This window comes from Zobellella sp. DQSA1, assembly GCF_041950555.1.
Lineage (GTDB): Bacteria > Pseudomonadota > Gammaproteobacteria > Enterobacterales > Aeromonadaceae > Oceanimonas.
The window spans coordinates 1846793-1866541 of sequence record NZ_CP169531.1; the positions used below are offsets into that span (position 1 = coordinate 1846793).

Consider the following 19749-nt stretch of genomic DNA (forward strand, 5'->3'; position numbering starts at 1 on the left):
CGGTAAGGCGTCAGGGGGGAGTGTCCCCCCGCGGCCCTCTTGTCACCCCCGCGAAGGCGGGGTGACGGAAGCAGGCAACTCCGACGTTTCACGACGTGGTAGCGGGGATGGCTGGGCGTTACATGGATGTACTTGCAGCGTGCCGGCGGAGCGCAACCGCGCCGCTGCTTCGCATAACGAACGTTCGCATCTTGCACTCGGCTTGCCCTTGCCACAGCTGCGTGTTACCATCCGCGCGCTTTTTACAGGCGAAGGCCGGTCGCAGCTTTCGCCACTAACCTTAGAGAGAAAATTATGTCATTCGTATTTGAAGCCGAAGTTCGTTCAGACCTGGGGAAAGGTGCGAGCCGCCGCCTGCGTCATGAAGACAAAGTACCCGCCATCGTTTACGGCGGCGACCAGGAGCCGGTAGCCATCGCCCTGGACCATAAAAAAGCCATCATCGCCCAGCAAAACGACACTTTCTACAGTGAAGTGCTGACCCTGGTGATCGACGGCCAGGAAGTTAAAGTGAAGCTGCAAGATGTTCAGCGTCACCCCTTCAAGCCCAAGCTGGCTCACCTGGACTTCGTTCGCGTTTAATCGCAACAAGCTCCGGAAAAAACCGCCGCAAGGCGGTTTTTTTGTGCCTGCAATCTCGCCGCTGCCTATTTGTCACGTTATCTCGCTCCCTACCGTAGGTACATGCAAAACCAAGGCAGGTGACCGGTTAGGCAGTGGACGCGCGGGTGTTTTTTATACTATTTTTATTTTTGTAATTGAACCTTCTGACTCTCCCGTCCAGAATGAATGCATATGGAAGCTGTAGTGATGGGGACTGATGGACCGGAACATCAGGAAAGTGGCTTGGTCGGCGGCTTCGACTCGTTTCTCGAATCCAACATACAAGCGACATACTCTTCTATGCAGCCATATGTGCGTATTGAATTGAAACCTTGGCAAGACTCAAAAGCTTACGTGTAAAACTATGGCGGATAGAATCTATGGAAATGATATTCAAGAGTAAGAAGCTAAAGAAAAAAATTGAAGAGTTGGAAATAGAACTCAATATATTTTATAGCATGCAGAACGACCTGAAAGAGGAGATGATTTACTTTTCTGTGGGAAGTGATTGCAGAATATTGGATGCAAACACAGACTTTTTTAATTCACTGGGTTACTCCCGTGAAGAAATGATGAACCAGACCCTAAAGGATTTTATAATAAAAAAATCCATAGGTAAGGATCATTGTCGGCAGATGCTTGACGCAATAAACCGAGGTCGTCATTGGCACGGTGCTTTGCATCTTTTGGGGAAAAACGGGAAAGAAGTTTGGTTCAGGACCATTATCCAGCCCACGTCTATTGTTAGGGATGGAGTGTTGGAACTGGCTGCCTACTCTACGGAGTTGACCCGGACAATTTCTCGTTCCAGAGAACAAGAGGATATGTTGGCTGCGCTTAATCGTTCATCTGCGGTCATAGAGTTCAGCCTCGATGGTATTATCCTGAGCGCAAATGATAATTTTCTTAAAGGAATGGGCTATTCCAAGAGCCAGGTAATAGGAAAGCATCATAGAATGTTCTGTGATCCTCAAGAATCTGGCTCGCAAGAATATCATGATTTCTGGGCGCGTTTGCGTTCGGGTGAGTTTGTTTCCGGAAGGTTCAGGCGGTGCGATAGCAACGGCAACGCCGTATGGTTGGAGGCATCCTATAATCCAATACACGATGAAAGCGGCGAACTCTACAAAGTAGTGAAATTCGCTACTGTTATTACCGATCAAGTGAACAGGGAGTTTGCTATTTCAGAAACATCTGATATTGCATATGAAATATCAAAAACAACAGATGAAAACACTTTAAAAGGGATGGGGGTTATAGATTCAACAATAAAGACGGTGAGTGAGCTCTCAGACCAAATGGGAAATGCGAGTAATGGTATTTTTGAATTGGATGCTCAGTCACAGAAAGTATCTGAACTTGTTGAGAGCATACGTGGTATTGCCGATCAAACCAACCTTCTTGCCCTTAATGCAGCAATAGAAGCTGCTCGAGCCGGAGAGCAGGGGCGAGGTTTTGCGGTGGTGGCTGATGAAGTAAGAAGCCTTGCTTCTCGAACAAGCACTGCGACAGAAGAAATTATTAAAGTGGTGGCAGAAAACAGAAAGCTGACGGAAATAGCTGTATCCCTGATAGAAGAAAGCCTGGTTAAAGCTCAAAAGGCTTTAGAGCTGTCAAATGACTCCGGTAATGTCATGAAGGAGATACAAAAAGGAGCAAGGCAAGTGGTTGATGCGGTCAGTCAGTTTAAAAAGAATTTGTAATGGACAAAGTAATCCCTCAGTCTTTTTGGGGGATTTCTTGAGTATTTACCGTGAGCTGTGGTCACCTGGACGTCTCCATCCCGGCCAAGAGACAGAGGCTCCAGGTAAGAGTGTCAGGCGCTGCGTCATATGAAGTGGGAGTGTAAGCACCGCCTGGTGTCTGTTCCCAAGATGCAATTCCTGGTGTTCCCCGCGGAAGCATCCCTCAGGACCAAAGCAAAATTTCTGCTCACAAAACAGTCGGTTGGGCATTTTGCACTGCTATTCTACCTTTTTGCAATTGCCTCCACCCGCCAGTCCGTACAGAATAGCCGCATATGGATACCGTAGTGGCAGGGATAGCGGCCTGTAACGCTCGGGCGGTAGCGTGCCTCTTCGCCAGTGCACGTGAACGGAGTTTTCAGGCATGTGCGTTTAGCACCCAGAGATGGGTTCACGGCGTGTCTGTGTGCAGGGCCCGGTCGATGTGGCATTATTAGGACCCGTTATTTAAATACGTTATCTTCGGTCGTCGGTCGCTCGTACCTCGCGCCGTTTATGGCGGGTGTTAGCCACGGTTTAGAACATAATTTCTCTATCTGGAGAGCTTAGTGATTCTTGAAAGCATTCATCATGTAGCCATTATTTGCTCTGATTATCAAAGATCTAAGGCTTTCTATACTGGAATTCTGGGACTTAGAGTTATCGCAGAAAATTATCGGGAGAGCAGAGATTCATATAAAATCGATTTGGCATTACCAAATGGTGGTCAAATAGAACTTTTTTCATTCCGCGAACCGCCACCTAGAGCTAGCAATCCTGAAGCACAAGGGCTTAGACATTTGGCGTTTGTCGTAACTTCCGTTGAAGCATCGGCGGAAGAATTACGTTTATGTGGTGTCGAGGTTGAGCCTATTCGAGTCGATGAGTTTACAGGGAAGAAGTTTACATTCTTTAAAGATCCAGACGGATTACCACTGGAACTGTATGAGAAATAAATGTAACACAGTACTAAGTAAGGATTTGGTACTCTCTTTATTTTCGGTGGGTCAGCTCAAACGTTATGCGTCCAAGTTAGGAGAGACTCCGTGAATCCGGATGTCCAGGCTAAGTTTGATAACTACCCGAAAGATGCTCGGCGGCAACTGGAGACTGTACGCAAACTTATTTTGGCAATAGCTGCTGAGAATAAGTTGGGATATGTTGAAGAAACGCTTAAGTGGGGTGAAGCCAGTTACTCAGCCAAGGGCGGCACTGCAATTAGAATCGACTGGAAGCCCAAAGATCCGGATATCATTAAGGTGTTTTTTCACTGCCAAACAAATTTGATTGAAACCTTTAAGGAAATATATCGGGATGAATTTGAGTATGAGGGTAGCAGAGCGATTGTGATCCCCTTGAGTGCCAATATCGAGCAGGTACCGTTGGCGCATTGTATTGGGTTGGCTCTGCAATATCATAATCTTAAGAACTTGCCGCTGCTCGGGGTGTAATTCTGTAATATACTGTAAGACTGGAAGGATAAACGCATGGATTATGATAGATTCAACCAGTATTGTGGCGCCATGCTTGCAACTACCCATGTTATCCAATGGGGTAACTCTCACGTTTGGAAGGTCGGCGGGAAAGTATTTGCCATTGGGGGTTGGGGTAAACACAACCAACCTGCATTCACTTTTAAAACATCAGACCTTAATTTTGAATTCCTCAGCGAACATGAGGGGTATCGACCTGCACCCTACTTCGCTAACCGTGGAATGAAGTGGATACAACAGACTGACACCTCAGGCGCATTAGACGAGGAGCTGAAGTACTATTTAAACGAGTCATATCGTATTGTGTCACTTGGTCTAAGCAAGCGAAAGCAGCAAGAATTAGGTATAAATCCAACGCAAAGACCGTGAGCCCGCCTCATGGCATGGTGTTCAGGGTGCACTTACTCGAAGAGCACCGGCCTATATTCGACCTGTCGACGACGATTTGAAAACGCCGGCTTGGCTGTGGCGATGATCCCGTGCTCAGGGAGAAGCATCTGGTCCTGGAGGCGGCCAACGACCAGGCTGGTGAATATGGCGTTGGGTTGTACAGCCATTTCTGAATAATCGGAGGCAGAATGATTAAATCTTGCATCACGCTCTTAGGCGCCGGCATCTCGGTCCTGTTTTTCTCTATGGCACTGGCTGCCGGTGAGGCGCGGCCTCTGATCATCACTTTTGACCAGCATGAATATCTCCATCGCTGGTCGAAGCATGGTCAGTACGAATTCACTCCCAAGGGGCAGGAGGATCTCTCCAAGTGGCAGGAGATGGTGACGATCAACGTGCACGATACCGTCAAGAACGGGGATGAGCTGGCTAACCTGGCCAATGGTGTGCTTGGCAACTATCAGCGGTCTGGGAAAATACTGAGGGTGGACTCAAAGCCACAAACTACAGTATCTGCGGCAGAACACCTCATCGTTGCCATTTTGGGGGCGCCGGGTGTGGTTGAGGCCGCTTTTGCGCGCGTTGTGCTGATCGATGATACCGGAGTCATTGCCGTTTACTCCCGCCGCGCATACGGAGAAGAGGCGGCGATGTCGATAGGGGCATGGTTGCAGGCTAATGGCGCCTCCGCGGAAAAAGCTCTTATGCAGTGGGATGCTATCCCCTCGCTCCCGACCTTGCGTGCGCTGCCCCAGCATCAATAACACTGCCGCCGCCGAGCTGGACACGCCCATCGATATCTTCTCCCTGCTCTGAATTTAAAGGCGTCGTAGAGTGGCGGAGATTAAATAGCTGTCCCGAATAGTGGATCACTGCCGACAGCGACCGGGGGCTGCTAAGCAGGCCCTTCGCGCCAGGGATGGCGCGGCGGAGCCCCCAGGGATGGATTTACGGCGTGTCTGCGTACGGTACCCGGTTGATGTAGCACTATTAGGATCAGTTATTTAGGGGATAAGGTAATTTATGCCGAAAGTTGTCTTGAAAGGATTTATCATAGTTCCAGATGCAGATCTTGATGCTGTTAAAAAGGAATTGGTTACACACAAAAAACTTACCTTGGAAGAAGCCGGATGCATCATATTCGAAGTGACTCAATGTGAAAAAGATCCCCGTCGATTTAATGTGTACGAAGAGTTCAAGGATAAGAGATCATTTGAAGCGCATCAGGCTAGAGTGAAGGCGTCACTTTGGGGTAAGGTTTCAGAGAATGTTAAAAGACACTATGAAATCTTTGAATAAAACAGTGGGTGGTATTTTGGGCCCATTAACGTCAGAGTTGGTGATGCGTTTCAGGTGCACTGCCTCCTGATGATCCCGCCCCATCTGGACAACAAGGCCGGCGCCCTCCAAAATGTGCTTCATATGACGCCTTTCATCCGTCGATGAAGGCTTGGTTATTCAAAGAAGACAAAGGACCCACTTTGACCATCACCATCCGGCATTGCGACCCCTCTGATAACACCGATTTGTTCGAAATTTACCGCCATACCTCGGTGACCGAAAACTCCTCCCAGTTGCCTTACCTCGGCCGCGAGCAGGTGGCCGACCTGTTTCACCAGGCCGGTCATTACACCCTGGTGGCGGAGCGGGAGGGTAAAGTGGTGGGGCATGTCACCCTGTTCCTCAGCCAAAAGCCGCGGGACAGGCACGGCGCCATGCTGGCCATTGCCGTGCATCCCGATATGCAGGGGCAGGGGGTGGGCAAGCGGCTGATGCAGGCGGCCATCGAGCAGGCCGACCACTGGCTGAACCTGGTGCGCCTCGAGCTGGAAGTGCAGGCGGACAACGCCCCCGCCCAGGCGTTGTATCGCAGCCTGGGGTTCGAGCAGGAAGGCGTAAAACGGCTCGCCACCTTCAAGGCGGGACACTATCAGGATTTGGTGCTGATGGCGCGCATCCGCCCCGATCAGGTTTGACCCGCCGGGATCATCGTTATGCTTCTCTTCTCCAAAACGGAGCCTGCCGGGGCTATATGGGTAGAGTATTTACTTGAAAAATGACGACATATCGGTTCTATTGATGCGCGTTGTCGCCAAGCCGGCATTCGTGGCCGCGACGCTTCCCATTTTATTAACCCGGCGGCGGTTTCGAACGGCTAGAAACCCAGTAACCATGGGGCTTTCAGGCTAGAACTGCCAGATGTAAATTACCACCGGGTTAATGGTTATTTCATAAGGTCATCATGTAATGAGCAAAGTACTCTTCCCCCTGGGGATGGTTTGTGGCGCTGTTATCGGTGCAGTTGCCTACCCTTTTATTGCTCCGGATACTGAGGGAGCAAATACCAAAGCAGTTGTGTCAGCCCCTTCGCTACAGAACACCAGCTTCCCGATCAACGGCGAGATCACCCTGTCTGCCCCGCTCAACTTTAAGGATGGCTCGCGTTACCGGGTCTATACCGTTGAAGCAGACCGGCAGGGCTTGCTGAAAATCGAGCAGAAAGGCTCCCTGAATGGCGCCCTGTCGCTATACCGTGGGCGGATGGATTCTGCCGCCGGCCTTTCAAGCAAGGAAGCCAGCGAGGGCAAGCAGGCCTATGTGTGGCTGTCCGAGGCAGAGCAGACACCGCTGACCCTGGTGGTAAGCGGCCTGGATGCCGATGCTTACGGCCCCTTCAATCTCGAAGCCGAATGGCTGGAGGTCCGTAATGGCGGTGAGCTTCGGCCTGGCGAAGAGGTACAGGGCTTCATCAACAAAAAGCATAATAACTATACCATTACCATCGCCGAGGAAGGCTTCTATAGCCTCGATATGCGTTCTGACGATATCGACAGTTACCTGCGCCTGAAAGGCAATGGTATCAACCTCAGCAATGACGATGGCGGTGATGGCCACAACGCCAAAATCAGTACTTTCCTCAGCCCGGGCAGCTATCGGGTGGCAGCCGACACCGCCGGAAGCGAAGGGATCGGCCTGTATGACATCGAGCTGACTTCGGTGCATATCGATGACGACTACGTTATGGGAGGCGAAATCGAGATCGGCCAGAATGTGCGTGGCATGCTGATTGGCAAGGAGGCGCTCTACTACACCCTGACCCTCAGCGAACCGCGTATCCTGGATATCGACCTGCGCTCATCAGAGTTCGATACCGCGGTCGATATCGAGGGTAACGGGGTTTCACTGAGCGATGACGACGGCGGCCAGGGCACCAACTCGCGCCTGGTCACCGAGGAGCTGGAAGCCGGCACCTACCGCCTTCGCATTTATGGCATTACCTCTTCCGGCGGACTTGACGAATTCCAGCTCTTCGTCAATTGACGAAGAGGGGGGCTGTTATGCTCATGGCTCAGCGCTCTTTACCTTGTTTTGCACAGGCTGATTGCCAGCCGTTGCCAGCAGGCCGGTGAGGCTCCGGGATTTACGCTGTCCTTTACCGACCGGCTGCCTTGGCGCGGCCAGAACGACGGGGTTGAGGGGGGCGACCATAGTTAGCCGCTCCGGCCCCGCCGTCGGCCATCCTGACTGGTGCCGCCACCCATTTCACCGAGGAGAGACTATGCTTACTACCCTTTTAACCGAGCTGGAACGCAAGGGCGAACAGAACGACCGCCAGCAGGCCAGCAAGGAGCAATGCTATCTCAACATCACCCGCGATACCGGCGAGTTCCTGCGGGTGTTGGTCAAGGCTACCGGGGCCCGCCGGGTGCTGGAAATCGGCACCTCCAACGGCTATTCCGCGCTGTGGCTGGCGTCGTCCCTGCCGGCCGGCGGCCACCTCACCACCATCGAGCTGCTGCCCGCCAAGGCGGAGGAGGCGCAACAGCACTTTGAGCGGGCGGGCCTGGCCGGGTGCATTACCCTGCTGCAGGGGGAGGCCGGTGCCCTGCTGGCCGCGTTGCCGGCCGGTTTCGACCTGATTTTTCTGGATGCGGATCGCGCCCGCTATGTGACCATGCTGGACGAACTGCTGCGCCTGCTTCGGCCCGGCGGCCTGCTGGTATGCGACAACGCCGTGTCTCACCGACAGGAACTGGAAGCCTTTGTGGCCGCGCTTAATGCCAAAGCCAGCCTGTCGTTGTCGCTGGTGCCGGTGGGCAAGGGCGAACTGCTGGTGCATAAAGGGGAATAAGCCGCCGGGGTGCTTTGCGCCCCGGCGCGATGACCAGGCTCATCACCTGCTTTATTCACTGCTGTTTAAGCGTCGTCATCCCCGCGCAGGCGGAGATCCATGGCGGTGTGCACCGGGCTCCCGCCTTTGCGGGAGTGACCGCTGAGTAATTTTTCGCCGGCCAAGGCCCGTTCTATACCCAAGGAGACATCATGGTTACCTGCTATCTGCGCTATATTATCGACCCCTACAAGCTGGAGGAATTCGAATACTACGGCAAGATGTGGATCCCGCTGGTCGAGAAATTCGGCGGCCGGCATCACGGCTACTTTATGCCGGCGGAAGGCACCAACAACGTTGCCCTGGCGCTGTTTACCTTCCCCAGCCTGGCGCTGTATGAAGAATACCGGACCGCCTCCATGGAGGATCCGGCCTGCCAGGCGGCGTTCCGATACGCGGAAGAGACTCGCTGCATCATCAGCTACGAACGCAGCTTCTTCCGGCCGGTGTTCGAGTAAGCGGCGGGAGGCGGTATGGCAAAGGTTTATCTGTTTGACTGGGGCGATACCCTGATGGTCGATTTCCCCGACTATCAAGGGAAGATGTGTGACTGGCCCAGGGTACAGGCGGTGGCCGGTGCCCGGGAGGTGCTTGAGGCGTTGTCGAGAACACACCGCATCTACATTGCCACCGGTGCCGCGGACTCGTCGGCAAGCGAGATCGAAATGGCGTTCGAACGGGTGGGGCTCTCCGGCCATATCTCCGGTTATTTCTGCATGTCGAACTTGGGGGTGCCGAAAGACGGCCCCGCATTTTATGAGCGCATCCTTGCAAGGCTGGGCGTGGCGGCGGATCAGGTGACCATGGTGGGGGATTCGCTCGAGAAAGACATCTTACCGGCGCTGGCCGCCGGGCTCGGGGCCGTCTGGTTCAGCCGCCATGCCGCACCCCGGGGGCCCGGCGCAGGTGTTGTCCAAATCCGGGCGCTGAGCGAATTATGCCAATAGCACGGGCCCAGCATTGCTCGTCGTGCCTGCCCGGCTGCATTATCAGGCCGGGTTGCCCGCCTGGCCGACCGGTACCCGACTTTGGAGCAGGGCGCTTTCGTGCTTATAATGCGGCCATTTTCACACTCATTTTCAGGCAGTTATGAAACTCACCCCGATAGACAAAACCCGTTATCGCCGCCACCTCAATGCCGTGTTTATCGGCTGCGCCTTGGTACTGGCGGCGCTGAGCCTGGCCATCTCCCAGCTGCTGATCCGCTTTTTCCCCAGCCCCGACGGCGGTCATTTCCACTGGAACCTGCTGGGCGTGGTGTTCGGCGCCCTCATCCTGGGGGGCGGCCTGAGCCGGCTGCGCCATCATCCCTTTCTGACCGAGGTGGTCTATGTATGGGAGCTGAAACAGCGGCTCAACAGGATCAGCCGCAAGTTGCGAAAGCTGGAGGCCGCCGCCCGTGAGGGCGACAAAAACGCCATGCTGGCGTTGCAGTTCAGCTACGCCGGTTCGCGCCAGTTGTGGCAGCTGGACGACAACACCCTCACCATGGATGAGCTGGCGGTAAAACAGACCGAGCTCGACCAACTGGCCGAACAGCATGGGGTAAAGCTGGACTCGGACGACTACGATGAACAGATGCTGGCCCGCTTCTGATCCCGGCCGAGGTGATCATGCAACAGGCCATTGTTGGTTATCACCGGGATGAAGAGGGCGACTGGGTGGCACGGCTGCAGTGCGGGCATGTCCAGCATGTGCGCCACCAGCCGCCCTTTATCAACCGGCCCTGGGTAACCACCGCCGCCGGGCGGCAGGCCATGCTGGGAGTGATGCTGAACTGCAAGAAATGCGACCGGGGCGAGCCGGCGGACCGCCTTGAGCCGGACCATCCTTCGCCCGAATAAGCCAAAACCCGCGCCGGCATCTGCTCGCCCGGTTGCCGGCAGGCTTTGCCGGTCAGCCATTGAACAGGAAAACACCATGAACCACCCCGTTTCCTTGCATACCCAACGCCTGCGGTTGCGCCAGTGGCGGCCCGCAGACAGGGCACCCTTCGCCGCCCTGAACGCGGACCTGGAGGTGATGCGTTATTTCCCGGCACCGCTGAGCCGGGCCCAGAGCGATGCCCTGGCCGATCGCATCGAGGGGCTGATCGCCGAGCGGGGCTGGGGCTTCTGGGCGCTGGAGTGCCGACAGAGTCATGCCTTTCTGGGCTTTACGGGCCTGCATGTGCCCGCCGCCGAGTTGCCCTGTTCGCCCTGTGTGGAAATTGGCTGGCGCCTGGCCCGGGAACACTGGGGGTGGGGCTACGCCAGCGAGGCGGCGTCCGCCTGCCTGGCATTCGGTTTCGACCAGTTGGGCCTCGGCGAGATAGTAGCGTTTACCGCCCTGGGCAATCTGCGCTCCCGGGCGGTGATGGAACGGCTCGGCATGGTGGCGGACGCCGCTACCTTCGAGCATCCCGCTGTGCCGCCGGGCTCGCCCCTGCGCGAGCACTGCCTCTATCGTTTGCCGGCGGCATGCCGGCAGGCCCGGTAACAGGAGGATGTAATGGCTTTCAGCCACCAGGAAAAAACGGCCCTGCTGGCGCTTAAGGGAGTGGGGCCCACCGTTATCCAGCGCCTGGAACAGCTCGGCATCCATTCCCTGGACGAGCTGGCCCGCCACGAGGTGGACGACATCACCGGCCAGGTGGCGGCCATGCTGGGCAGCAGTTGCTGGAAAAACAGCCCCCAGGCACGGGCGTCCATTGCCGCCGCCATCGCCCTGGCGCGCAGCCGCCCGGCTTGAGTGCGCTTGGTATCGATGATCAACAGGACCATTCCATGTATTCCATTCTGAGCGTGGGCGAGGGGCATTTCGATCGCCTCACCCAATTGTGGGAGGCCTCGGTGCGGGTCAGCCACCACTTCCTGAACGAGACGGACATTGCCGAGTTGCGGCCTCTTGTTCGCCACCAGTACCTGGCCGCGGTGCAGCCATGGGCCGCCGTCGATAGCCGGGGCCATATTCCGGGCTTTGTCGGCGTGGCCGGGCAGCGGGTGGAAATGCTGTTTATCGATCCCGAACGGCGCGGCTGTGGCCTGGGCCGCCTGTTGCTGGAGCACGCGGTGCACCACCTGGGGGCCACGGAGCTGGACGTAAACGAGCAAAACCCCCAGGCGGTGGCCTTTTACCGGCACCTTGGCTTTGAGGAGGTGGGGCGCTCGCCACTGGACGGCCAGGGCCGCCCCTTCCCCCTGCTGCATATGCGGCTCGGTTCGTTTAAATAAGCGCCAGCTGGCGTATTTGCACTCCCGTTCGGCTACGGGCTAACAAACTATTCAATATGATTCGAAATGCGTGGTAGTTTTTTGTTTGCAGTGGGGGTAGCGGTTACGGTGTTGCGCATATGAAACTGGAGAGATGGATGTCTGAAGATTTGTTTTTCCCGGTTGTTGAAACCAAACGATTAATACTACGACCACTAGCGATCAGTGACTCGGAAAGCCTCCTGGCAATATTTTCCGATCCGGAGGTAATGCAATACTGGAACACTGCGCCCTGGGCCACTATTCAAGATGCCTTTGATTTCGTAAATGGCAGCAACGACTCAATGCGGAATCGGGAGTCGATCACTCTCGGTGTATACCTAAAATCCAGCGATGAGTTGGCCGGGAAATGCATGCTGTTCAACTATGATAGAGAGTCTAAACGTGCTGAGATCGGATTTGGTTTAAGTCGATTATGCTGGGGGAAGGGCTATATTAATGAAGCCGGGGAAGCACTGATTCAATATGGCTTTAATGTATTAGGGCTTCGCCGTATCGAGGCTGAAATTGATCCGGATAACCTGTCCTCGGCCAAAGCTCTGGAAAAGCTCGGCTTTTCCAGAGAAGGCTTGTTAAGGCAGCGTTGGGAGGTTAATGGTATTGTTTCCGATTCGGCGCTTTATGGAAGGCTAGCCAGCGACAAACCGGGCAGTACAGCATAGGCCACAGCCTTGTTGACATTTGGGTGTACGGCAACTGCCGGGCCGAGCCACCGTCAGCCTGATATTCACCTTTCAGATTGGCTAAATAATCACCACCTGGTGTGTTTGCACTCCCATTCTACCTTTAGGTAATTGCCAGCCTTCGCTGGCCCGTCCAGAATAGTTGCATATGGAAACCGTATTGGCAGGAGATGATGGCCTGGAACATTAGGGCGGTAGCGTGCCCAACGGGCTCAAGGTTCCTGCATAGTGCTGGCCAAGCACATGGGGGTAGGTTGCTGTGGTGCGCATATCGTTATGCCCAGGCAACTTCTGTACGGTGCTCCAACAGGCGAGCGGCAAAGGGATGGCGGAAGGTATGGCCACTGACCGGCTTTCCGATACCGGCAGCCGCAACGGCTTGTTCAAGCGTCTTGCGGATGGCACTGTCGTATCTGCTCCCAATTTTCCGGTAAGCAAAGCGTTAAGAGGCGAATAGCAGATGCGACAATCGCAGATGATGGAAGATAAAGTTATTACAGCAGTGAGAGATTTTGTTAGCTCGATAAATTCGGGAAGCAAAGTTGCAGCTGATATGTCTGCGCTCATTGGTGTGACATCTCAGTTACCTCTGACTAGTTTTGACTATTGGGAGCGCTTGATTCGTTCTGAGTTCTCTGTGGCCCTAAGAGAGTCCACTCCTCCAAAGTGGAAGATATGGTCAAGACCTCATGAATTACTAACCTGGCTAGACTTGATTAGTTGGGATGGTTACAAGCGCGAGAAAACCCTACGAACTCTGTCGGGAGCTGCACCAAATACCTTCTTCTTTTCTCTTGCCGTTCGCAGGCTTAATGATTGGGTGCCTCAAGTACGTGGAGCTGCAAGAGAAAAGCTTCCGGAGATAGCAAAAGCGACTGATCCACAATATGTAGTTGAAGCGCTGTGTATTGCGCTTTCCAATTGGAGCTTGTGGGGTAGGATTGAGGAAAAAGATAAAGAAGTTATTTTACAAATCATTTGTGAAGAAGAAATAGCAGAGTCGTTCAGGTCTAGGTTGATTTTATCGTCATCCGGGCCTATGCCATCTCTCTTTTCTCAGCTAGGTCGGACACCAATTCTCGACGGAAAAATTGAAGAGATTGCTCGTCTTGCTATCCAGCCTTCAGTTAGAGCTAAGGCTTACCGTAGCTTATTTGAAGGTCGGGTTACATGGATTGAAGGCTGGAAGTGGGAGTGGACCGACATCCGTTATTGCAAAGGAAGGCTGAAGCCCATTATTTCTGATCGAAAGTTAGAAATTCAAACTCCGTTGCTAGATTTGCTAAAGAGATCATCTGAAGATCGATCATCAATTGTTAGGCGAGTTTCAGCAGAGATTCTGATACGTGAGCTGGAAAGTCTAGGCACTATTGCCAGAGAATTAGCTGAACAGTTTTCTTCAGATAGATCTCACCTAGTATCCGAAAGAGGGAAATTTGCAATAAGAAAACTTGAGGAGTCGGAACGTGTCAATTCCTCTTAACAAGCAACTGCAGCGGGTAAAATTTCGCTGAGTTGGACGTTATGTGTGAATAAATATGAAGCGAAAAGGCCCACCATACAAAGTTGAATTTGGAATAGAAGGCCAAAATCCTCCTGCCTATGTTCTCGCCATAGATGAAGATAGAGTCATCTTGGAGGGAGAATTTGAGAAATTAGGTATGGGTGGTGAAATTGAGTTCACCCCAAAAGGAAGGCCTGAAAATAATTCTAAATTAATTGATCTCATGGTCAAGCTGAATGCTCGTGGTATCGTATTCAGCTATGATCCAAGATCCATGATTTCACCCAGCTGGTTCGGATTCCGCTTATCATGGAATAGAATAAAAAACCTGATCCAATATAGATAAGTATCTATCGTTCGCTTGGCATATCGCCTGGACAGCATAAATTCACACAGGTACTCAAAAAATGGTAAAGCCATGATAACCCCCTTTATATATTCCTGTATAAATAAACAGTGGTTGTGATTGAGTGACTTTGCCACATACTCAAAGGCGACATGCACGAAATTTTTACCAAGATCCGGGGCTGAACATAAAATGATCTTTTTTATCAATAAGTTGGAAAATTTAGCCCAGATCTTCTTTCTGGATAGAAGGCGAGACGCATGTACAAAAATCGGGCATCATGCCTTCTATTAAATTGTTAAGCCCAATCAATAAGGATGTTCCAATGAAACTATCTGCATTACTTATCTCAAACTTTAAGGGCATTAAGGACGAGATAAAAATACTTATCGACAATATTGTTGTTTTGGTCGGCCCAAATAACAGTTGTAAGTCTACAATCTTAGACGCATACGAAGCCTATGTTTCAATGGGAAGCGCGTTAAGCTTGGATCATTTTCACGGTCGAGATACCAATACACCCGTGATAATTACAGGTGTATTTAATGATGTTACACAGGATGACATCGAAACTTTAGGGCAGGAATGGCATCTGCAAAATGACCCTGAGTTTGGGGAATGTGCAAAATTTCAAATTCGTTGGGAAACTCCCGATGAAAGCGGTATTAAATATAGTTTCAGCAATAAAACAAATGACTGGAAGAAAGGCGGAGCTGGCGGTTGGAATACCTTACTACAAAGCAGATTACCAACCCCTATACGATTAAATCCAAATGATGGATACGACGCGTTGGAGAAGGTCGTAAAGGATTTGGCATCAAAGAATGCCGCAAAAAAATTAAAAGATGACAAAAGTAAAGTTGCTGGAATTGTCGCTGAAATAGAAAAGCTTGCTCAGGAAGTTGATAAAGAACTCTCGGGGAGTATTGGACAATTAAGCAACAAAATAGAAGTAGAGCTAAATAAACTTTTTCAAGGTGCTACCGTAAGCTTTGAGACTGGTGTTGGTAAGTTTAAAGCAGAAGATGCCATTAAAGATGGTAGTAAGTTTTTTGTTAAAACAAGTAATCACCCATCATCGCTAGAACACCAAGGTACTGGATTAAAAAGAGCCTTTTTATGGTCTGCAGTGAACGCTTTATGTAGCGAAGGGATGTACAAAAAAGGAACAAAAGTAATTCAAGATGAAACTCCAAAAGTACTGCTGATTGATGAGCCTGAAATTAATCTTCACCCATCAATAATAAGAGCTGCTAGGAAAGCCATTTATGCACTAGCGGATCTTGAAGGTTGGCAAGTCATCTGCACTACACACTCGCCAGTATTCATTGATCTCACTCAAGACCACACGACGCTAATCAAAGTATCAAATAACCAGCAGGGAGTTTTCTACTTCCAGACGGATAAAGCTCATTTTAGTCCTGACGAGAGAGATAATCTCAAAATGCTTAATCGTTGCTGCCCTACTGTGAATGAGTTCTTTTTTTACCCGAATGCAATATTGGTTGAGGGGGATACTGAATATTTGGCATATCAGTACATCATTGAAAAGAGTGGAATGGAGGGAAGTTATTGCGTAATCAACTGTAGAGGTAAGGCAAATATACCGACATTCATCAAGATTTTTAATCAGTTTAACGCTAATGCTATAGCGGTTCACGATTTAGATACCAAACTCAGAAAAGATGGTGCTGCAAATGCCATGTGGACAATAAATTTAAATATTCGGGCGTTAGCTGACTCTACAAATGGACGCGTCAAAACTGTTGTTCACAACCCTGATTTTGAAGGCTTCTATCTAAAAGAATCTCCAACCAAAGATAAACCATACAATTTATTTACTCATTTAACGTCAAATGATTTTGAAACGAATGCCAGATATAAAGAGTTAAGGGAGTCTCTGAGCTCAATTATTGATGGAACTCATAAGGGCTTATACAACACGCAGGCTGAGTTAGATGCCATGGCTTAACAAGGCGCTGCACACGGATAAATTACTCGCTTCGCTCCCAATTTACCGGTGAGCGCGGCGTTAGAAATTCGAGCTAGCTGTGGCTGACTCCCGCGCAAGGCTTAAAAAAACTAACCCCGAGGTACTGATTGGTAACCTTCGCGGGGAAGTCGGTGAAGCTATTACCAATTGGATAATTTTGAGGCAGTTAATCGGTTCAGCAAAACATCTGCAAACTGATGATGTTTTGGCAGATATGAAAAATGAAAGCCTCGCATTTATCAACGCGGTAAGAGACCGGATCAGCAATGACTTGGTGCTTACGTTGGCAGAGCTTTCGGAACAGAAGATCGGACAAACTACGTTCTATTTTGCGTCTGAAAAGCTAGGAACACTGCAGGACGAGGTCCTGGAATTCAGACGATTCATAGTGGCTAACAAGCTCAAGGAAAAAAGAAATCGCGAGATTGCTCATCGTGAGCAGCCGGAAGAGTGGCCTCAGAAAGGTGACATCAGAATCACATATGCAACTTTGACTGTAGCTGTGGCGAAGGCAATTCGGCTGATGAAAAAAATTGATTCGGAGTTTTTGGGTAAAGAAGCTTTCGTGCAATGGCAAAAAATGCGGGTAATGCGATATGACTTGGCGATGCCCGCACGAGCCAAATACCTGCTTCTTCCCCACATGGCTGGATAGCCGAAAATTTCTAACAATCGGCTGCACAGCGACCGATTTTCCGCTGCTTCGCAGCTCCAAACCGGCGCGTGAGCCGGGCGTTAGGGCTTTCGCATGGTTTATCTGATACTTGAAGCACGAGCTCTGCATGAAGTTATTAAATTTCCTGGTGTCGCCATTTGGGCTGGTAGCAATGTTTTAACGGAGCTCAATCACAAAGAACTGGTTGCGGAAGGCTTTAATGTCACCAGATTTAATCACCCCATCAGTGGGGTAAACAGGAGCGAGTTGGAAGAAGCGCTTGAGACAATTAAAGAACATCATCCAACTGAAAGTATTTGGGTTCAATATGCAAGTCAGCCCTAACAAGGCCAGTCAAGGCGACGTCTTTTTCGTTGTGGCTACGCCTCCACTACAAAGCCGCGCTTGCTGGCGGCGTTATGCGGAAAAGGCTGTGGCGGAGGAGCATTGAATGGAAGGAAGTGACCAAATCGGTCTTTACATAGGGCTTGGGACAGTATTGGGAGCCTTGGTCGGTAGCTTTATATCTACGCTCCTGACCCGTGAGCACAAGATTTCGACGTTCCGTCAAGAGTGGATAGATAAGGTCAGGAACGTCCTGTCCGAGACCTTGACGCAAGGAGAAGTCTATACAGATGTGGCCTATCAAAATAATAAAGAGGCATATCGTGAAAAAGTTAAGCTCATAGGCCTGATCTGCCAGTTGAAGCTCTTTTTGAATCGAGCAGAGGAGCCTTCAAAAACTGTATTGGAAAAGATTGAAGGAATACCAGAAGATTACTTTGGGAAGCCTGGTGGAAGCCAGGAATACGCAAAGTTAAAGAACGAGCTTGCCGACCTCATGCAAGATCTACTCAAAGAGGAGTGGAATCGTGTTCGAGACGGTGAGCTTATATGGAGTGCAAATAAGTACATTAAAAGCAACGAGTGGCCAAAGTGGGTTATTCTGACGAGATTGAAGTTAGCAACTGCTCTAGCTGTTTTTCTGATTTTGTTAGCAATCGGCATGGTTGTGCTATGAACATCCCGCATAACCATGCCATGCAGGCGACGCTCGTACCTCGCGCGCCTGATGGCTGGCGTTAGAATTCAAGGAGATTTTAGTGAAGTGTTTGGTTGTGGTATCACACCCCTTAGAGAATAGTTTGTGCCATTACTTAGCGGCTCAGACAGTTGAGCATTTAACTTCAAGTGGCTATCATATTACTCTTCTTGATTTGTATAAAAACAACTTTGAGCCAGTGCTAACTCAGCAGGAAAGAAAAAGTTATTATCAAGCTAATTTTAATGACGATCTGCTTGGAAATGAAATTGAGCAATTGAAACAGACCGAGTCATTAGTATTGGTGTTCCCTACATGGTGGTTTGGTTTTCCAGCAATACTTAAAGGGTGGTTTGATCGAGTATGGGCGCCGGGACATGCATATAATCATGCATCTGATTTAGGAGCTATCACTCCACTTTTAGACAACTTGAAAGAAGTAAAAGTCATTACGACCCTTGGTTCACCTTGGTGGGTGGATAAGTTAGTGCTGCGGCAACCAGTAAAACGTGTGCTCAAAACTGCTCTGCTAGGCGCATGCACAAAACGCTGCAAGTTCGATATGTTGTCACTGTATAAGAGCGAAAGTGCATCAAAACCACGAGTTGAATCTTTCGTAAGAAAAATGAAAGGTAAGTTTTAATTGCAATAAAATTCTAACAAGGCAAATGCACGCGGACGGTAAAAAGCGCCACTCCTTCGTCGCGCTGCTTTTTACCACCGGTGATTTGCGGCGTTATATTTTTAATGGAGTTATATGAACCAATTTTTTGAAAGTGAGACGACTCAACGAGTTATAGCGAAGTTCACTAATCGTATTGATGGGTTGACTTATGAAACCGATTTTGAAAAAACTCGCGGTCAATACCTACTTGTTGTTTGCAAAGCTATAAAAGGTAATCCAAAGCTTTGGGATGAGCGTTGCCAAATAAATATTGGCTGGGTTGGTGATCATCTGCTGCATTTTCTATCAGAGAGAACCTCAAATCTAGACAAAGATGATTTAGATAGTGCTATGGGGTTATTTTTTAGGTTTCTCCTTGAATATCATCTATCGATTCCAAATGATATACATCGAGACTTGGAAAGAGTTAGACGGTTTTGTACAGAGAATGCTGCCGATTTCAATGAAGAGGGTCGTTCGGATATATATTTCTCTATTAGAGAAATGCCGATAGCCATTTTAAAGGAAATTGCTAATAGTCCAGCGATTGAAAGTGTTAGAAAACTTCACGTAGCAACTTCTGAGTTTGAAGAGACCAAAAATCGATGGGACGTTGAACTTCGTGAGAGAGAAGAAAAAGCGAGTAAACTAAAAGAGTCCCTAGATAGTTATAAAGATGCATTTAATTTTGTTGGACTGAGCGAAGGCTTTAATCAGCTCGCAGAGCAAAAGAAGCAAGAAATAAGAGATGTACTTTTTTGGTTAAGGTTAGTGTCGATACTAATCGTTTTGCCTCTGGCTGCAGAAATCGTATTTGTATTGGCAAATATCGATAAGGGTGCCGAACTTTCAAGAATAATGATGTTAGTGGCATTACCCACAGTCTCATTGATTGCTATTCTAGTTTATTATTTCCGTGTACTTCTGAGTAACTACAAATCATTACAATCTCAGTTACTGCAAATAGATCTAAGAATGACACTTTGTCGGTTTATTCATAACTATTCGGAATATGCTAGTGATATGAAAAAACAGGACAAGTTCTCGTTGGAGAAATTTGAGAACATCATATTCTCAGGGATTACAGCTAGTACTGAAAACATACCCTCGACTTTCGATGGTGTAGAACAACTTGGAAAATTGATAAAGTCAGTCAAGCAATAAAAATATAACAAACAATTTAAGAGTGATTCGGCACGCTTGGCATTTTTACTATGCGTCGGTTTTAGT

General features: G+C 50.0%; 26 protein-coding genes and 2 pseudogenes. 26 read left to right on the top strand and 2 right to left on the bottom strand.

Annotation, left to right across the window (positions count from 1 at the left end):
* The first annotated feature begins 294 nt into the window (after nt 1-294).
* The 19 genes and pseudogenes from rplY (at nt 295) to ACEVBK_RS08905 (ending at nt 12294) form a co-directional block, all read left to right on the top strand.
* Nucleotides 295-582, top strand: a complete 288-nt coding sequence (gene rplY / locus ACEVBK_RS08815) for a 50S ribosomal protein L25 (RefSeq protein ID WP_375058227.1) — start codon at nt 295-297, stop codon at nt 580-582.
* 503 nt (nt 583-1085) lie between these two features.
* Nucleotides 1086-1766 (top strand): annotated as a pseudogene (locus tag ACEVBK_RS08820) (PAS domain-containing protein); the annotation flags it as partial.
* A gap of 108 nt (nt 1767-1874) precedes the next feature.
* Nucleotides 1875-2306, top strand: a pseudogene (locus ACEVBK_RS08825) (methyl-accepting chemotaxis protein); the annotation flags it as partial.
* A gap of 590 nt (nt 2307-2896) precedes the next feature.
* Nucleotides 2897-3283, top strand: coding sequence for a VOC family protein (locus ACEVBK_RS08830; protein WP_375058228.1), 387 nt, complete (start codon nt 2897-2899; stop codon nt 3281-3283).
* A 90-nt stretch (nt 3284-3373) separates the two neighbouring features.
* Nucleotides 3374-3778 (top strand): DUF1801 domain-containing protein, encoded by a 405-nt coding sequence (locus tag ACEVBK_RS08835; RefSeq protein WP_375058229.1) that lies wholly within the window; start codon nt 3374-3376, stop codon nt 3776-3778.
* A gap of 36 nt (nt 3779-3814) precedes the next feature.
* The gene (locus ACEVBK_RS08840; RefSeq protein WP_375058230.1) at nt 3815-4189 is read left to right on the top strand and encodes an MmcQ/YjbR family DNA-binding protein; all 375 of its coding nucleotides are present in this window, start codon (nt 3815-3817) and stop codon (nt 4187-4189) included.
* 209 nt (nt 4190-4398) lie between these two features.
* Nucleotides 4399-4974, top strand: a complete 576-nt coding sequence (locus ACEVBK_RS08845) for a hypothetical protein (RefSeq protein WP_375058231.1) — start codon at nt 4399-4401, stop codon at nt 4972-4974.
* 259 nt (nt 4975-5233) lie between these two features.
* Nucleotides 5234-5509: a putative quinol monooxygenase gene (locus ACEVBK_RS08850; RefSeq protein WP_375058232.1), complete on the top strand. Its 276-nt coding sequence runs from the start codon at nt 5234-5236 to the stop codon at nt 5507-5509.
* 182 nt (nt 5510-5691) lie between these two features.
* On the top strand, nt 5692-6186 hold the full coding sequence (locus ACEVBK_RS08855; RefSeq protein ID WP_375058233.1) for a GNAT family N-acetyltransferase: 495 nt from the start codon (nt 5692-5694) through the stop codon (nt 6184-6186).
* Between the two features lie 271 nt (nt 6187-6457).
* The gene (locus ACEVBK_RS08860; RefSeq protein ID WP_375058234.1) at nt 6458-7531 is read left to right on the top strand and encodes a hypothetical protein; all 1074 of its coding nucleotides are present in this window, start codon (nt 6458-6460) and stop codon (nt 7529-7531) included.
* Between the two features lie 238 nt (nt 7532-7769).
* Nucleotides 7770-8342, top strand: coding sequence for an O-methyltransferase (locus tag ACEVBK_RS08865; protein ID WP_375058235.1), 573 nt, complete (start codon nt 7770-7772; stop codon nt 8340-8342).
* A 191-nt stretch (nt 8343-8533) separates the two neighbouring features.
* A complete protein-coding gene (locus ACEVBK_RS08870; RefSeq protein ID WP_375058236.1) occupies nt 8534-8839 on the top strand; it encodes an NIPSNAP family protein in 306 nt (101 codons plus the stop codon).
* Between the two features lie 15 nt (nt 8840-8854).
* Nucleotides 8855-9328 (top strand): HAD family hydrolase, encoded by a 474-nt coding sequence (locus ACEVBK_RS08875; RefSeq protein WP_375058237.1) that lies wholly within the window; start codon nt 8855-8857, stop codon nt 9326-9328.
* Nucleotides 9329-9470: 142 nt separating this feature from the next.
* Nucleotides 9471-9977, top strand: a complete 507-nt coding sequence (locus tag ACEVBK_RS08880; protein ID WP_375058238.1) for a DUF3087 domain-containing protein — start codon at nt 9471-9473, stop codon at nt 9975-9977.
* A gap of 17 nt (nt 9978-9994) precedes the next feature.
* Entirely contained in the window at nt 9995-10225 is a 231-nt protein-coding gene (locus tag ACEVBK_RS08885) for a DUF3565 domain-containing protein (RefSeq protein ID WP_375058239.1), read from the top strand.
* 76 nt (nt 10226-10301) lie between these two features.
* Nucleotides 10302-10859: a GNAT family N-acetyltransferase gene (locus ACEVBK_RS08890; RefSeq protein ID WP_375058240.1), complete on the top strand. Its 558-nt coding sequence runs from the start codon at nt 10302-10304 to the stop codon at nt 10857-10859.
* A 12-nt stretch (nt 10860-10871) separates the two neighbouring features.
* A complete protein-coding gene (locus tag ACEVBK_RS08895) occupies nt 10872-11111 on the top strand; it encodes a helix-hairpin-helix domain-containing protein (RefSeq protein WP_375058241.1) in 240 nt (79 codons plus the stop codon).
* 35 nt (nt 11112-11146) lie between these two features.
* Entirely contained in the window at nt 11147-11593 is a 447-nt protein-coding gene (locus tag ACEVBK_RS08900) for an acetyltransferase (protein WP_375058242.1), read from the top strand.
* A gap of 137 nt (nt 11594-11730) precedes the next feature.
* Nucleotides 11731-12294, top strand: coding sequence for a GNAT family N-acetyltransferase (locus tag ACEVBK_RS08905; protein WP_375058243.1), 564 nt, complete (start codon nt 11731-11733; stop codon nt 12292-12294).
* Nucleotides 12295-12589: 295 nt separating this feature from the next.
* On the opposite strand, the gene ACEVBK_RS08910 is transcribed toward ACEVBK_RS08905, so the two are convergent.
* Complete coding sequence (locus ACEVBK_RS08910) at nt 12590-12739, bottom strand: tyrosine-type recombinase/integrase (RefSeq protein WP_375058535.1); 150 nt, start codon at nt 12737-12739, stop codon at nt 12590-12592.
* A gap of 51 nt (nt 12740-12790) precedes the next feature.
* On the opposite strand from ACEVBK_RS08910, the gene ACEVBK_RS08915 reads away from it, so the two are divergent.
* Nucleotides 12791-13798 (top strand): hypothetical protein, encoded by a 1008-nt coding sequence (locus ACEVBK_RS08915; RefSeq protein WP_375058244.1) that lies wholly within the window; start codon nt 12791-12793, stop codon nt 13796-13798.
* A gap of 279 nt (nt 13799-14077) precedes the next feature.
* Here the strand turns inward: ACEVBK_RS08915 and ACEVBK_RS08920 are convergent, their stop codons facing one another.
* A complete protein-coding gene (locus ACEVBK_RS08920; RefSeq protein WP_375058245.1) occupies nt 14078-14239 on the bottom strand; it encodes a phage integrase N-terminal SAM-like domain-containing protein in 162 nt (53 codons plus the stop codon).
* Between the two features lie 251 nt (nt 14240-14490).
* Here ACEVBK_RS08920 and ACEVBK_RS08925 point away from each other — a divergent pair, with 251 nt between their 5' ends.
* The 6 genes from ACEVBK_RS08925 (at nt 14491) to ACEVBK_RS08950 (ending at nt 19683) form a co-directional block, all read left to right on the top strand.
* Entirely contained in the window at nt 14491-16137 is a 1647-nt protein-coding gene (locus tag ACEVBK_RS08925; protein ID WP_375058246.1) for an ATP-dependent endonuclease, read from the top strand.
* A 79-nt stretch (nt 16138-16216) separates the two neighbouring features.
* Nucleotides 16217-16813, top strand: a complete 597-nt coding sequence (locus ACEVBK_RS08930; RefSeq protein ID WP_375058247.1) for a hypothetical protein — start codon at nt 16217-16219, stop codon at nt 16811-16813.
* A 93-nt stretch (nt 16814-16906) separates the two neighbouring features.
* Nucleotides 16907-17158: a hypothetical protein gene (locus ACEVBK_RS08935; RefSeq protein WP_375058248.1), complete on the top strand. Its 252-nt coding sequence runs from the start codon at nt 16907-16909 to the stop codon at nt 17156-17158.
* A 106-nt stretch (nt 17159-17264) separates the two neighbouring features.
* Nucleotides 17265-17834 carry a hypothetical protein gene (locus ACEVBK_RS08940; protein WP_375058249.1) on the top strand — a complete coding sequence of 190 codons (570 nt, stop codon included), beginning with the start codon at nt 17265-17267 and terminating at the stop codon, nt 17832-17834.
* An 82-nt stretch (nt 17835-17916) separates the two neighbouring features.
* Nucleotides 17917-18498 (top strand): NAD(P)H-dependent oxidoreductase, encoded by a 582-nt coding sequence (locus ACEVBK_RS08945; protein ID WP_375058250.1) that lies wholly within the window; start codon nt 17917-17919, stop codon nt 18496-18498.
* A gap of 114 nt (nt 18499-18612) precedes the next feature.
* Nucleotides 18613-19683, top strand: coding sequence for a hypothetical protein (locus ACEVBK_RS08950; protein ID WP_375058251.1), 1071 nt, complete (start codon nt 18613-18615; stop codon nt 19681-19683).
* Nucleotides 19684-19749 lie beyond the last annotated feature (66 nt).

Bases quoted from the DNA above. Each gene is read 5' to 3' on its own strand.
- ACEVBK_RS08875 (WP_375058237.1), top strand. From the start codon at position 8,855: ATGGCAAAGGTTTATCTGTTTGACTGGGGCGATACCCTGATGGTCGAT.
- ACEVBK_RS08890 (WP_375058240.1), top strand. From the start codon at position 10,302: ATGAACCACCCCGTTTCCTTGCATACCCAACGCCTGCGGTTGCGCCAG.
- ACEVBK_RS08860 (WP_375058234.1), top strand. From the start codon at position 6,458: ATGAGCAAAGTACTCTTCCCCCTGGGGATGGTTTGTGGCGCTGTTATC.
- ACEVBK_RS08895 (WP_375058241.1), top strand. From the start codon at position 10,872: ATGGCTTTCAGCCACCAGGAAAAAACGGCCCTGCTGGCGCTTAAGGGA.
- ACEVBK_RS08850 (WP_375058232.1), top strand. From the start codon at position 5,234: ATGCCGAAAGTTGTCTTGAAAGGATTTATCATAGTTCCAGATGCAGAT.
- ACEVBK_RS08870 (WP_375058236.1), top strand. From the start codon at position 8,534: ATGGTTACCTGCTATCTGCGCTATATTATCGACCCCTACAAGCTGGAG.
- ACEVBK_RS08950 (WP_375058251.1), top strand. From the start codon at position 18,613: ATGAACCAATTTTTTGAAAGTGAGACGACTCAACGAGTTATAGCGAAG.
- ACEVBK_RS08885 (WP_375058239.1), top strand. From the start codon at position 9,995: ATGCAACAGGCCATTGTTGGTTATCACCGGGATGAAGAGGGCGACTGG.
- ACEVBK_RS08920 (WP_375058245.1), bottom strand. From the start codon at position 14,239: ATGGCTTTACCATTTTTTGAGTACCTGTGTGAATTTATGCTGTCCAGG.
- ACEVBK_RS08925 (WP_375058246.1), top strand. From the start codon at position 14,491: ATGAAACTATCTGCATTACTTATCTCAAACTTTAAGGGCATTAAGGAC.
- ACEVBK_RS08900 (WP_375058242.1), top strand. From the start codon at position 11,147: ATGTATTCCATTCTGAGCGTGGGCGAGGGGCATTTCGATCGCCTCACC.
- ACEVBK_RS08935 (WP_375058248.1), top strand. From the start codon at position 16,907: ATGGTTTATCTGATACTTGAAGCACGAGCTCTGCATGAAGTTATTAAA.
- ACEVBK_RS08865 (WP_375058235.1), top strand. From the start codon at position 7,770: ATGCTTACTACCCTTTTAACCGAGCTGGAACGCAAGGGCGAACAGAAC.
- ACEVBK_RS08880 (WP_375058238.1), top strand. From the start codon at position 9,471: ATGAAACTCACCCCGATAGACAAAACCCGTTATCGCCGCCACCTCAAT.
- ACEVBK_RS08840 (WP_375058230.1), top strand. From the start codon at position 3,815: ATGGATTATGATAGATTCAACCAGTATTGTGGCGCCATGCTTGCAACT.
- ACEVBK_RS08845 (WP_375058231.1), top strand. From the start codon at position 4,399: ATGATTAAATCTTGCATCACGCTCTTAGGCGCCGGCATCTCGGTCCTG.
- ACEVBK_RS08905 (WP_375058243.1), top strand. From the start codon at position 11,731: ATGTCTGAAGATTTGTTTTTCCCGGTTGTTGAAACCAAACGATTAATA.
- ACEVBK_RS08915 (WP_375058244.1), top strand. From the start codon at position 12,791: ATGATGGAAGATAAAGTTATTACAGCAGTGAGAGATTTTGTTAGCTCG.
- rplY (WP_375058227.1), top strand. From the start codon at position 295: ATGTCATTCGTATTTGAAGCCGAAGTTCGTTCAGACCTGGGGAAAGGT.
- ACEVBK_RS08940 (WP_375058249.1), top strand. From the start codon at position 17,265: ATGGAAGGAAGTGACCAAATCGGTCTTTACATAGGGCTTGGGACAGTA.